The organism is Mediterranea sp. An20 (genome assembly GCF_002160055.1).
In the GTDB taxonomy this organism is placed as follows: Bacteria; Bacteroidota; Bacteroidia; order Bacteroidales; family Bacteroidaceae; genus Bacteroides; species Bacteroides avicola.
Window position 1 is genome coordinate 120170 of record NZ_NFJV01000001.1, and the last position, 12474, is coordinate 132643.

At 56.1% G+C, this 12474-nt stretch carries 12 protein-coding genes; 4 read left to right on the top strand and 8 right to left on the bottom strand.

What is annotated here, in order from left to right; all coding sequences use genetic code 11:
• Positions 1-317: 317 nt before the first annotated feature.
• The 5 genes from B5F34_RS00505 to B5F34_RS00525 all read right to left on the bottom strand — a co-directional run bounded on the left by B5F34_RS00505 (position 318) and on the right by B5F34_RS00525 (position 5749).
• Entirely contained in the window at positions 318-1514 is a 1197-nt protein-coding gene (locus B5F34_RS00505) for an acetate kinase (protein WP_087333925.1), read from the bottom strand.
• A 19-nt stretch (positions 1515-1533) separates the two neighbouring features.
• Entirely contained in the window at positions 1534-2550 is a 1017-nt protein-coding gene (gene pta / locus B5F34_RS00510) for a phosphate acetyltransferase (RefSeq protein WP_087333927.1), read from the bottom strand.
• A 135-nt stretch (positions 2551-2685) separates the two neighbouring features.
• Positions 2686-4227: a hypothetical protein gene (locus B5F34_RS00515; RefSeq protein WP_087333929.1), complete on the bottom strand. Its 1542-nt coding sequence runs from the start codon at positions 4225-4227 to the stop codon at positions 2686-2688.
• 11 nt (positions 4228-4238) lie between these two features.
• Positions 4239-5042, bottom strand: coding sequence for a DUF4384 domain-containing protein (locus B5F34_RS00520; RefSeq protein WP_087333931.1), 804 nt, complete (start codon positions 5040-5042; stop codon positions 4239-4241).
• 23 nt (positions 5043-5065) lie between these two features.
• Positions 5066-5749 carry a hypothetical protein gene (locus B5F34_RS00525; RefSeq protein ID WP_087333933.1) on the bottom strand — a complete coding sequence of 228 codons (684 nt, stop codon included), beginning with the start codon at positions 5747-5749 and terminating at the stop codon, positions 5066-5068.
• A gap of 387 nt (positions 5750-6136) precedes the next feature.
• On the opposite strand from B5F34_RS00525, the gene B5F34_RS00535 reads away from it, so the two are divergent.
• Complete coding sequence (locus tag B5F34_RS00535) at positions 6137-6478, top strand: CidA/LrgA family protein (RefSeq protein WP_087333937.1); 342 nt, start codon at positions 6137-6139, stop codon at positions 6476-6478.
• Positions 6479-6497: 19 nt separating this feature from the next.
• The gene (locus B5F34_RS00540; RefSeq protein WP_087333939.1) at positions 6498-7193 is read left to right on the top strand and encodes an LrgB family protein; all 696 of its coding nucleotides are present in this window, start codon (positions 6498-6500) and stop codon (positions 7191-7193) included.
• A 9-nt stretch (positions 7194-7202) separates the two neighbouring features.
• Here the strand turns inward: B5F34_RS00540 and cdaA are convergent, their stop codons facing one another.
• Together cdaA and folP are read right to left on the bottom strand one after the other, a co-directional pair.
• Complete coding sequence (cdaA, locus tag B5F34_RS00545; RefSeq protein ID WP_087333941.1) at positions 7203-7964, bottom strand: diadenylate cyclase CdaA; 762 nt, start codon at positions 7962-7964, stop codon at positions 7203-7205.
• 19 nt (positions 7965-7983) lie between these two features.
• Positions 7984-8856: a dihydropteroate synthase gene (gene folP, locus B5F34_RS00550; protein ID WP_087333943.1), complete on the bottom strand. Its 873-nt coding sequence runs from the start codon at positions 8854-8856 to the stop codon at positions 7984-7986.
• A gap of 207 nt (positions 8857-9063) precedes the next feature.
• Between folP and murF the strand changes: the two genes are divergently transcribed.
• Positions 9064-10368, top strand: a complete 1305-nt coding sequence (murF, locus tag B5F34_RS00555) for a UDP-N-acetylmuramoyl-tripeptide--D-alanyl-D-alanine ligase (RefSeq protein WP_087333945.1) — start codon at positions 9064-9066, stop codon at positions 10366-10368.
• Positions 10369-10534: 166 nt separating this feature from the next.
• Here murF and B5F34_RS00560 read toward each other — a convergent pair whose 3' ends face one another.
• Positions 10535-10936 carry a VanZ family protein gene (locus B5F34_RS00560; RefSeq protein WP_087334273.1) on the bottom strand — a complete coding sequence of 134 codons (402 nt, stop codon included), beginning with the start codon at positions 10934-10936 and terminating at the stop codon, positions 10535-10537.
• 101 nt (positions 10937-11037) lie between these two features.
• Between B5F34_RS00560 and B5F34_RS00565 the strand changes: the two genes are divergently transcribed.
• Complete coding sequence (locus B5F34_RS00565; protein ID WP_087333947.1) at positions 11038-12402, top strand: sodium-dependent transporter; 1365 nt, start codon at positions 11038-11040, stop codon at positions 12400-12402.
• Positions 12403-12474: the final 72 nt, after the last annotated feature.

Consider the following 12474-nt stretch of genomic DNA (forward strand, 5'->3'; position numbering starts at 1 on the left):
CTCCCTGCTGCCATGAAGTCCGAGCAAAGATAGTCATTTCCGTCCGACCTTAGCCTCACCTCTGCGTTAAAACAACGAAAGAAAAGCACTTTTATGGCTTGCCGTCCCTGTTCTGCCGGGTGTTTGTTACAAAGCGATGACAAGCCAGCTTCCACGGTACACGAAGCCCGCTCCCACGCTATATGCCATTTGCCCGGAAGCGATAGGAAGATTTTCGCCCGGCAACGGGCAGGACGGGCAGGCGGCAGTACCCTACAAAAAAGCGGACTGTCGCCCGGAAGGCGCAGCCCGCTCTGTTCTTTCATCCGTGCGGATGCTTATTTCTTCAGGATAGCCATCGTGTCCGAAGCAATCATCAGTTCCTCGTCCGTGGGGATAACCACCACCTTCACTTTCGAGTCGTCGGTCGAGATAACGGCCTCTTCGCCACGCACCTTGTTCTTCTCAGCATCCAGCTTCACGCCCATGAATTCCAGTCCTTCACAAGCACCCCAACGGGCCGTGGCCTGGTTCTCGCCCACGCCGCCGGTGAAGACGATGATGTCCACACCACCCAGCGCAGCCGCATAGGCACCGATATACTTCTTGATGCGGTAGAAATACATGTTCTCTGCCAGACGTGCCTTGGGGTTGCCGGCAGCCACAGCATTCTCCAGGTCGCGCATGTCGCTCGACTCGCCGAAGATGCCCATCACACCGCTTTTCTTGTTCAACAGGTTAGACATTCCGGCAGCATCCAGTCCTTCTTTCTCCATGATGTACGTCACGGCACCGGCGTCGATGTCGCCACTGCGTGTACCCATCATCAGGCCCTCCAGCGGAGTGAGTCCCATGCTGGTATCTACGCTCTTTCCGTCTTTGATGGCCGTGATGGAGCCTCCGTTGCCGATGTGGCAAGTGATGATGCGCTTCCCTTCGGGGCTGATGCCCAGAAATTCGCAGACCCGCTTCGACACATAGCGGTGCGAAGTGCCGTGGAAGCCGTAGCGGCGCACGCCATACTTCTCATACAGAGCGTAAGGCACGGCATACATATAGGCATAGTCGGGCATGGTCTGGTGGAAAGCCGTATCGAACACCCCTACCTGCGGTACGTTGGGCAATATGGCCGAGATGGCATGCACGCCCTTCAGGTTGGCAGGGTTGTGCAGCGGCGCCAAGTCGTTGCACGCCGTGAAAGCGTCGAGCACTTCCTTCGTCAGCAGCACCGACTCGCTGAACTTCTCACCGCCGTGCACCATGCGGTGTCCTACAGCGCCTATTTCATCCATCGAGCTGATGGCTCCATACTCGGCACTTGTCAGTGTCTGCAGGATAAACTCCACACCCGCCGTGTGCTCAGGGATGTCTTTCTCCAGAATCTTCTTCTGTCCGTCGGGCAGCGTCAGTTTCAGGAAAGAATCTTTCAAACCAATTTTCTCAATGCCTCCTTGGGCGATGACGGCCTTGTGTTCCATGTCAAACAGCTTGTATTTGATGGACGAACTGCCGCAGTTCAATACTAAAACTTTCATGTCTATAGATTAATGGTTCTTATTTCTGGTTCTTGGCAGCGATGGCCTGGTTGGCCGTGATGGCAATCATGCGGTACACGTCCTCGATGGAGCAGCCGCGCGACAGGTCGTTGACAGGTCGGGCAATGCCTTGCAGGATAGGTCCGATGGCATCGGCATGTCCCAGACGCTGCACCAGTTTGTAGGAGATGTTTCCGACTTCGAGCGACGGCACGATGAGCACGTTGGCATGTCCGGCGATGGCCGAGCCCGGTGCCTTGCTGGCTCCTACCTCGGGCACGAGAGCCGCATCGGCCTGCAGTTCACCGTCGATAGCAATATCCGGTGCCATTTCCTTGGCTATTTTCAGGGCTTCCACCACTTTGTCCACCACTTCATGCTTGGCAGAACCTTTCGTCGAGAAGCTCAGCATGGCCACTTTCGGGTCCAAGCCTACTACGGCCTGTGCCGTGCGTGCTGTGCAGATAGCAATCTGAGCCAACTGTCCGGCATCGGGCACGGGCGTTACTGCGACGTCTCCCATCACCAGAATGCCATTCTTTCCATATTCGGGTGCGTGTGTCAGCAGCAACATGGCCCCCGAGACGCACGTAATGCCCGGCGATGTCTTGATAATCTGCAGGGCGGGACGGAGAACGTTACCCGTCGTGTTGCGCGCACCGGCCAGCTGTCCGTCGGCATCGCCATTCTTTATCATCAGGCAGCCTAAGTAAAGCGGGTTGTGTACCAGTTCGCGGGCTTCTTCGATAGTCATGCCTTTCTTCTTGCGCAATTCGCACAACAACTGGGCGTATTCCTCTGCCCGCGGATTGTTGTCCGGGTCGATGATGGTGGCCTTGCCGATGTTGCCCAGTCCCCATTCTTTGGCACAGGCATGGATTTCATCCGGATTGCCCAACAGAATCAGGTCGGCCACACCGTCTGTCAGAACTTGGTTGGCAGCTTTCAAAGTACGTTCTTCCGTGCCTTCGGGAAGAACAATGCGTTGGCGGTTCGATTTGGCGCGCTCAACGATTTCATTAATTAACCTCTGCATAATACTTTATAATTGCATATTACAATACTCGGAATTTGTCATTCACTTTGCAAAAATACACAATTTTGTCAGATGCAGATAGCAAAAGCGGGGCGTAAATGCGCCCCGCTTCTCAATTATTATAAAATTTAACACTCAGAAAATAACTTGCGGTCCTACCGCCTTGTACTGTTCCATACAGCTGCCCACCGGCGCGCCGATGTACGTCGGGTCGCATACCACGTAGCGGGTTCCGTCGTACAGCACCACGGCATCGCCCGGCACATCTTCGGTAAAGCGCACGGCCGAAGCGATGTGGTTGGGATAGTCCAGCAGGATGGTTTCCAGTCCCAGCAGTTCTTTTACCAGTGTCGAGTAGAGCATGGCCCGGTCTTCGCAGTCGCAATACGGATAATAGAAGGTCTCGTCGGGGAAGAAAGGCTTCTCATAACCAAACTGTTCTCCGTCTGTCATATACTGGAATCCGGTCTGCACAAAAGAGAGCAAGATATTGGCAGCTTCCAGTTGCGACTTTCCCTCGATGGCCGCTTTCAGTTGCGGATAGACGGCAGCACGCAGTTCGTCGCTCATGGGCGCCTTGTAGTGGATGACCACATCGCACTGCGGATAATCGCGGTAGAAGTCCATCAGGTTCTTGTTGACCGCAGTCTGCACCTTGACAGAGCCATCGGCCGAAGCAAAGGTCCGCATTTCTTCCTGCACGTCAAAGGCGGGAATGCTTTCGATGTTCAGACATACCAGATTCTTGGCATCGGCAAAGTCCTGCTTATAAGTATAGATGCGCATGGAAGCATCGGGGTCCGGCTCATAGACATAATACTTATCGCCGTTTATCCGCAGGTAGGGCGTGCCATAGACCGTTCCGGCAGGTGCCACCAGCAGCTTCAGGTGGTTGTCAATCTTAGCCAAGCGAGCCTTATAGCCCGACTTATTGAGCAGGAACATCTGCAGGAAAGCGATGTCATCCGGGCGGTCGTTGCCATACAGTTGCACGCCGATTTGCCGGGTCAGCTGCAAGTAAGCCCAGTCGCTCAGCCGTCGTTCCTTCTTCAGCGTCACACAGTCGCTCACCATCGGCTCATAATCTTTGCCACAGAGTTCTTTCCAAGCGTCGGCCACTTGTGCCTCCTGCACGCCAGCCAAGGCAAGGCCTTCGGCGGCATCGGTAGCAATTTCGAAGTCCGTGCCGTAGAACTTCACCGGTGTGCGATAGATGCTGCGGTCCGGCTTCACCACGGGCACAGGCACCACCACCGGCGTATAAGGCAAGCCGGGCACATACACTCCCGGCGCCGGTTTGTTTTCGAGGTCGGGCACACCCGGATACTTCACCGGCACCTTCTCGCCCACTCCCGGCACAGGCGCCTGCGGCACCTTGAGTTGTCCGGGCTTGATGGCCACAGGGGGCATGTCGGGCATCGTGCGGTCGAAAGTCACGGGTTTGGGCGGTTCGGGTCTGACGGGAGCCTGTTCGGGTGCAAAGGCATCGTAAGCCTTCCAGGCTTCGCGCAGGAAAGTTTCAAACTCGGCATCCGCCTTGTTCTTGAAGTCTTCGAACTCCTGCTGCTGCTGTTGCGTGAACTTTTCGAATTCCTCCTCCACGCTCTGCGCATGCAGGGTCAGCGTCGGCACAGACAGCGCCAGGCAGCATGCAGCCGCGCTTATCAGTTTATTCATAATCGCAGTGTTTATTTTATCATCACCATATCATATTGTGCACAGCGCTGGCTGTTGGGGATGGCATATATCCATTTCAGTACATTGGCATAGGTCACTTCGCCCGTAAAGGGGATGTTTTCCTTCGTGGCCACCCACATCATGTTGATTTTCTCACTGCCGCTGTTTCCCGCCTGCTTATCCAGCAGATACTGCACGCCGTAGCTGAAGGGGAGTTTGTATTCCTTGCCCGCCTCCAAGACGCTGTTGCCTTCGTAGTCGTTGGGATAGAGCAGCGAGCCGCCGTTGCTGTCAAACCAAAAGAATTTCAGGTAAGAGTTGGTGCCGAACACCCGCAGCGTGCAGGTAAACTCTTCGCCCGCGTTGTAGACCGGTGCGAATCCCTTCACCTCCAGTGCGTATGCCTTGTCGGCATCATCTTCTTTCTTCACTTCGGCATCGATGGTCACCACCTTGAAGAGGCTTCGGGTATCCACGTCCCACACCTCTTCCACTTTCTGCTTGGTGACATTCACCATGCCTCCGATGGCCAACACGTTCATCTGCGAGTAGGCCTCTTCAAACTCGGTACCGTTCTCCTGGGTAATCTGCCCGAAGACGGACCATACATTTTCCATCACCCCGGCACGCCGCAGCGCCTCTTTCTTGGCCTCCATCAGCGCACGTTCCTCCGCTTCCTTCAGGGTGACATTGTCGCTCACCTGCCAGCGCCCCTGCACGTTTTTCACCTTGACGGTCTTCTGTGCATACAGCGGCGCGGCAAGCGTCAGCGTCAACAGGAGAAACAGATACTTCACCAGACTGTTCCGTCTCATGCAGCCGTAGTTCTCCCGTGTGATTAATAGCCCAGTTTATCCAGTTCCTTGGCCAGTTCTTCCGACTTGTCGGCCAGAGCCTTGCGTATGGCCTTGATGGCCGTTTCGTTGGCCATTTGCGCCGTGCAGCCGATGGTCACCATCACTTCAACGTTCTTGTTGGGCAGCGTACGATACACCTCCACCAAGGGCACGGTACGTCCCAACGTCCCCGAGATGATGCTCTTGCTGGTGGCCACCATGCTCTTCAGGCTGGCCGCTTCTTCCTGTCCCATGTCGTCGTTGGCAGTCTTGTCTTCGATGAGCTGGGTGACTTTGGTCTGAATCTGTCCGGCGATGTCAATCTTGGCAGCATTCGTGGCCTGCACCAGCGCAGCCGACTGGTTGCCTCCGATGATTCTCGACGAAGCCACATACCAGTACGGATTGCCCTCCATGTCCAGTTCTGCCTGTTTTTCCCAGGCAGACTCCAGTTGCTTGTCGAGCGGCAGCTTGCCCACGGGCGTCTTGAAGCCTTCTTTCTTCAGGCGTTTGGCTTCCTTGCGGGCTTCTTTCAACGCTTTCTTCTTCAGGTCCTTATCCAACACTTTCTCGTGTTTGAGCAAATCCTTGCGGGCATCACCCGTAGCTTTCTGCTGGGCACTTACATTCCATGCAAACATCAGTGTAATAGCAGTCAATACACTGACCAAAAATCCTTTACTCATATTCATTGTTTTTTTAAGGGTTAATACTCGTCATCAGGCAGATTTCCACCTGCACTATGTGTGGGCAAATATAAACAAATATATCCAAATGCCATATACTTTTTTTTGCCATTTTTCACTTTTCGGGTACTATCCGGCAAATGAGGCGCTTATTGTTGCCAAAATAGCGACTAAAAAGCCCGGTTGCTTCCGCGCGCTCCGGAGCCGGCTCCGAAGCGCGTGCGGGCAGGCTGCTTATATAGATGAAAAAGAGGCGACAGCACTTGGCAAGAAATGCGTGAGAAAAATAAAATCCGCCGATCCGCAACAGGACATGCCAAGAATATGTACCTTTGCGCCCGTTTTCAGAGATAACCGTATTATTCAGTTCGAAAAGTAAGACACGTTATGATTCGTCAATGCACCATCCTCTTCGGATGCTTAGCTTTGGGTGAGCTGATTGTCTGGCTGACAGGCATCAAGCTGCCGTCGAGCATCATCGGCATGCTGCTGCTCACCTTGTTTCTCAAACTGGGTTGGATCAAGCTGCACTGGGTGCAGGGCATGTCCGACTTCTTAGTTGCCAACCTCGGTTTCTTCTTCGTGCCGCCCGGCGTGGCGCTGATGCTCTATTTTGATGTGATTGCCGCCGAATTCTGGCCCATCGTCACGGCTACGGTCGTCAGCACGCTGCTGGTGCTTATCGTGACGGGCTGGGTACACCAGTTGGCACGGAAAATAAACCATTAACTTTCCTGATTTACCCGACATGAATTTCTTAGAAAACGAATTCTTCCTGCTGGCGGTCACCTTCGGGGTGTTCCTGCTGGCCAAGATGTTGCAGAAAAAAACGGGGTTGATGCTGCTCAATCCCATATTGCTTGCCATTGCCGTGCTCATTATCTTCCTGAAGGCGACAGGCGTCAGTTACGAAACTTACAGCGAAGGCGGACACCTCATCGAGTTCTGGCTGAAACCGGCGGTGGTGGCCTTGGGCGTGCCGCTCTACCTGCAACTGGAGACCATCAAGAAACAGCTGTTGCCCATCCTGCTGAGCCAACTGGCCGGCTGCATCGTGGGTGTGGTGTCGGTGGTGCTCATCGCCAAATGGATGGGCGCTTCGGACGAAATCATCTATTCGCTGGCACCCAAATCGGTCACCACTCCCATCGCCATGGAGGTGACACAATCGCTGGGAGGCATCCCGTCGCTGACGGCAGCCGTAGTGGTATGCGTAGGTCTGCTGGGAGGCATCCTGGGTTTCAAGACGCTGAAGCTCACCCATGTGGGAAGCCCCATGGCGCAGGGCCTTTCGATGGGCACGGCGGCTCACGCCGTAGGCACGTCCACAGCCATGGACATCAGCCGCAAATACGGAGCCTTCGCCAGCTTAGGACTGACGCTGAACGGCATCTTCACCGCCTTGCTGACTCCCACGATACTGAGGTGGATGGGGTTGCTGTAAGAGGGCGGTTCAGCCTTTGGTCAGCAGACTCTCCAACCCTTCGGCGTTCAGGCGCAGGTAGAACTGTCCCTTGTAGGCCACGGAGATGGCGCCCGTCTCTTCGGACACGATGACGGCATGAGCGTCGGACACCTGCGAGATGCCCAGTGCCGCGCGGTGGCGCAAACCCAGCTCCTTGGGGATGTCGAGGTTGTGCGACACGGGCAGGATACAGCCCGCCGCCTTGATGCGCTTCTTGCTGATGACCATGGCGCCGTCGTGCAGGGGACTGTTCTTGAAGAAGATATTCTCGATGAGCCGCTGGTTGATGTTGGCATCAATCACCTCGCCCGTGCGTACCACGTCGTCCAGCGGCATGTCATGCTCGATGACGATGAGTGCTCCCACCTTCTGGCGACCCATGCTGACGCAAGCCATCACTATAGGCATGATGTCTTCGTGCGTCACATCTGCCTCCTTGTTGCCCGTAAAGAACCGGACAAAGCGTTTGATGTGCTGATGCGAACCCAGCGTCAGCAGGAAACGGCGTATCTCTTCCTGAAACAGGATGATGAGCGCCAGCACACCCACGCTGACTAATTTGTCGAAGATGGAACCCAACAGCTTCATCTCCAACACCTGCGACACCACTAACCAAATCAGGATGAATACTAAGATGCCGACAAACACATTGAGGGAGCCGGAGGCTTTCATCAGCTTATACGTATAGTACAGCAGCAGCGCCACCAGCAGGATGTCTATGAAATCTTTGATACCAAATGCGAAAAACACGGGTAGTAACGGTGAATGATTAAGGGTTAATAATGTAAGATTCACGGGAGGACTGGGCCTGCATGGCTTGCACGAGACGGACCGCCTCGACTGCCTGACGCACATCGTGCACACGCAAGATGTGGGCTCCTTTGGTAAGGCAGAGCGTGTTGATGACCGTCGTCCCGTTCAGCGCATCGTCGGGGGTGATGCCCAGCAGGCGGGTTATCATCGACTTGCGCGAGACTCCCACCAGCAGAGGCAGACCGAAGATGCCGAACTCATCGAGGTGGGCCAGCAGCGCATAGTTGTCTTCCATCGTCTTGCCAAAGCCGAAACCGGGGTCGAGAATGATGTCCTTCGCGCCCAGGTCGCGCAGTTGCTGCACCTTGCGGGCGAAGTAGAGAAAGACGTCGCGCAGCAGATGGTCGTAGTGCGGAGCCTGCTGCATGGTCTGCGGCGTGCCCTGCATGTGCATCAGGATATAGGGGACACCCAAAGCGGCTACGGTAGGAAACATCTCCGCATCCATCTCGCCGCCCGATATATCGTTGATGAGGGCCACGCCATATTCTTCCACACACTGCCGCGCCACTGATGCCCGGAAGGTATCGACCGACACCACCGCTTCGGGATGCACGCGCCGTATCACTTCCAGCCCGCGGCGCAGACGTGCCATTTCCTCTTCGGGCGAAACATCGGCAGCCCCCGGTCTCGACGAATAGCCGCCAATGTCGAGGATAGAAGCCCCCTCGGCCACGACCTGCTCCACGCGGCGGGCAAGGGCCATCTCGGTCTGCGTGCGGCTGCCGGCATAGAACGAATCGGGCGTCACGTTGATAATGCCCATCACCTGAGGGCGGGACAAATCCATCAGACGGCCGTTTACATGAATATATACTGATTCTGACATAGATGTTGGATAGCTTTCGTTGTATTAAAACAGGTTTGACTTACCGCCTGCAAATGTAGAGAAAAAAGACATGCCATGCACACGGCAGACAGACAAAAAAACATTTTTCCTTTTGCGGTCAGCACAGAAAGACATACCTTTGCGGGGATTCGAAGACGGACTCTGCCCTCCCGAACCAACCTTTCACTCCTAAAGACAAGTAAGAATATGGACATCAATACCCTCTACCGCCTGTTTCTCGACAGCACAGGCGTGACTACCGACAGTCGGCACTGCCCGGCAGGCTCGGTGTTTTTCGCCCTCCGAGGCGAAACGTTCGACGGCAACGCCTTTGCCGCCCAGGCCCTGAAAGACGGATGCGCATACGCCGTCATCGACAACCCAAGCTACCTGCCCGAAGGCGATGCACGCTATTTCGTGGCAGACGACTGCCTGAAGGCTTTGCAGCAACTGGCACGCTACCACCGGCGCACGCTGGGAACGCCGCTCATCGCCATCACCGGCACCAACGGCAAAACCACCACCAAAGAACTGACGGCCGCCGTGCTCTCGACCACCTGCCGCCTGCACTACACGCAGGGCAACCTCAACAACCACATCGGCGTGCCCCTCACGCTGCTGGCGCTGAAGCCCGAACACCAGCTGGCCGTGGTGGAGATGGGAGCCAGTCATCCGGGAGACATCCGGGAACTGGCTGAAATAGCCGAGCCCGACTTCGGTCTCATCACCAACGTGGGGAAGGCGCATCTGGAAGGGTTCGGCTCTTTCGAAGGAGTCATCCGCACCAAGGGAGAACTGTTTGACTACCTGCGCGGAAAGGGAGAAGCCACCGTCTTTGTGCACGACGACAGTCCTTACCTGAAAGAGATGGCGCACGGACTCAAACAGGTGTGCTATGGCACCCGACAGGGACTCTACGTGAGCGGACAGCCCACCGGACAGTCGCCTTTCCTGACCTTCGGATGGCAGGCGGACGGAAAACCGGAGGACCGCATCGTGCAGACACACCTCATCGGCGACTATAACCTGCCCAATGCCCTCGCCGCCCTCGCCGTGGGACGTTATTTCGGCGTGCCGCCACAGACCGCCAGCCAGGCCATTGCCGACTACCTGCCGCAAAACCACCGCTCGCAGCTGGTGCAGACGGCCGACAATACCCTTATCGTCGATGCCTATAACGCTAACCCCACCAGCATGACTGCCGCCATCGACAACTTTGCCCGCATGAAAGCCGACGGCAAAATGCTTATCTTAGGCGACATGCGCGAACTGGGAGCCGACAGCCTCGCCCTGCACCAGCAGATAGTGGACCACATAGAAGCGTGCGGACTGACGGAGGTCGTTTTCGTGGGAAGCCAGTTTGCCGCCACGAGACACCACGGCCCCACTTATCCCGATGCCGACGCGCTCATTGCCGACATGCGCGCACACCGCCCTTGCGGAAAGACCATCCTGATAAAAGGTTCCAACAGCCTGCACCTGGACCGGGTGGCACAAGCGCTGGAAGACTGAACGGGGAAAGACCTACCACCGAACGCCGTTCCTGCAAATACCTTGGCAGCGCGGCTGTAATGCCTTGGCAGCACGGTCGCAAAGGCGTTGCAGCCGCGCTGCTGCATACCTGCCTGCTCCACCTGCCTCTTTCCTACCGATATAATGATGTATAACAGCCAGGAAATCAGCCATTCCGGTTGTCCCTTGCCTGCATCTTCTTACGGACCCACTGCGCCACGCCCGATGCCAGCAAAGCCCCCAGCGAGTTGGCGGCAAAGTCCAGCCAGTCGCCCCCGCGGTAGGTGGTGCAGTACGCCTGCAGCAACTCAACCACCCCGCTAAACAGGATGGGGCAGATCAGGGCGCCCACCCAGGCATGCCACAACGGCGTATGGTCGCGGCGGTGCGCCCGCAGGAACTCCAGCCACAACATGCCCGACATGCCGAAATACATGCACACGTGCACCACCTTGTCGATGTTGGGAATGCCGTCCAAATCGGTGCTGGGCGGACGGAAAAACGAAAGATAAACCACTGCCGCAATCACGAGCAGAGATACGGGATATTTCTTCAAAAAATACAGCATAGTCAAAAACTTTACGATTTGCGCCCCAAAAGTACGGAACTTTTTCTACATTTGCACAGAACAATTACTTTTAATAACATTTTGAAAGAAGCACCACAAGTATGACAACAAACAACAGAGCCAATTTCGGCAGCAAATTAGGAGTTATTCTCGCCTCTGCAGGGTCGGCAGTAGGCCTGGGAAACATCTGGCGATTCCCCTACATGACAGGCGAACACGGCGGTGCCGCCTTTATCTTGGTCTATCTGGGCTGCGTACTGCTGTTCGGCGCACCTATCATGATGGCCGAATTCCTCATCGGACGACGCTCGCAGTCCAACACCGCCCGTGCCTACCAGAAGCTGGCCCCCGGCACCCCGTGGCGCTGGGTGGGACGCATGGGCGTGCTGGCAGGCTTCCTCATCCTGAGCTACTACTCGGTCGTGGCTGGATGGACACTGGAATACATCTGCGCAGCCGGACTGGGACACTTTGCCGACAAAGCCCCCGCCGATTTCGTGAACTTCTACAACAGCTTTGTCGGACACCCGTGGCTGCCGGTGGTGTGGGCGGCAGTCTTCCTGCTCATCACCCACCTCATCGTGGTCAAGGGCGTGGAGAAAGGCATTGAACGCTCCTCCAAGCTGATGATGCCCTTGCTCTTCATCCTGCTGCTCATCTTGGCCATCTGCTCCGTGTTGCTTCCCGGAGCGGGCCAGGGCATCGAATTCCTCCTGAAGCCCGACTTCAGCAAGGTGGACAGTAACGTACTGCTCAGTGCCATGGGACAGGCTTTCTTCTCGCTCAGTTTAGGCATGGGGTGCCTCTGCACCTACGCCTCCTACTTCAAGCCCGATACCAACCTGCCCAAGACAGCGTTCAGCGTAGCAATTATCGATACCAGCGTGGCCATCCTGGCAGGCTTCATCATCTTCCCTGCCGCCTTTGCCGTGGGCATCCAGCCCGACCAAGGTCCCGGCCTGCTGTTCGTCACCCTGCCCAACGTCTTCCAGCAGGCCTTCGGAGGAGTGCCCTTCATAGCCGCCCTGCTGGCCGTGATGTTCTACATCCTGCTGGCCCTCGCCGCACTTACCTCCACCATCTCGCTGCACGAAGTAGTGACTGCCTACCTGCACGAAGAGTTCAACCTGACACGCAGCAAGGCGGCGCGGCTGGTGACGGGCGGCTGCCTCGTGCTGGGAATGCTCTGCTCGCTCTCCCTCGGCCTGGGCAAAGACTACACCCTGTTCGGCATGACCTTGTTCGACCTCTTCGACTTTGTGACGGCGAAGCTCATGCTGCCGCTGGGCGGATTATTCATCGCCCTCTTCACCGGATGGTTCCTCAACAAGAAAATCGTGCGCGAAGAACTGACCAACCGAGGCACCCTGCACCTGCGCATCTACGGCCTCATCATCTTCTTGCTGAAGTTTGTAGCGCCCATCGGCATTGCTTTCGTGTTCATCAACGAACTGAAGCTGCTGTGAACCATCAAGCGACAGAGAAACAGAAAGGCCCGGAGCCATATCCCAAGGGCGGGCAAGGAAGCTCCGGGCCAT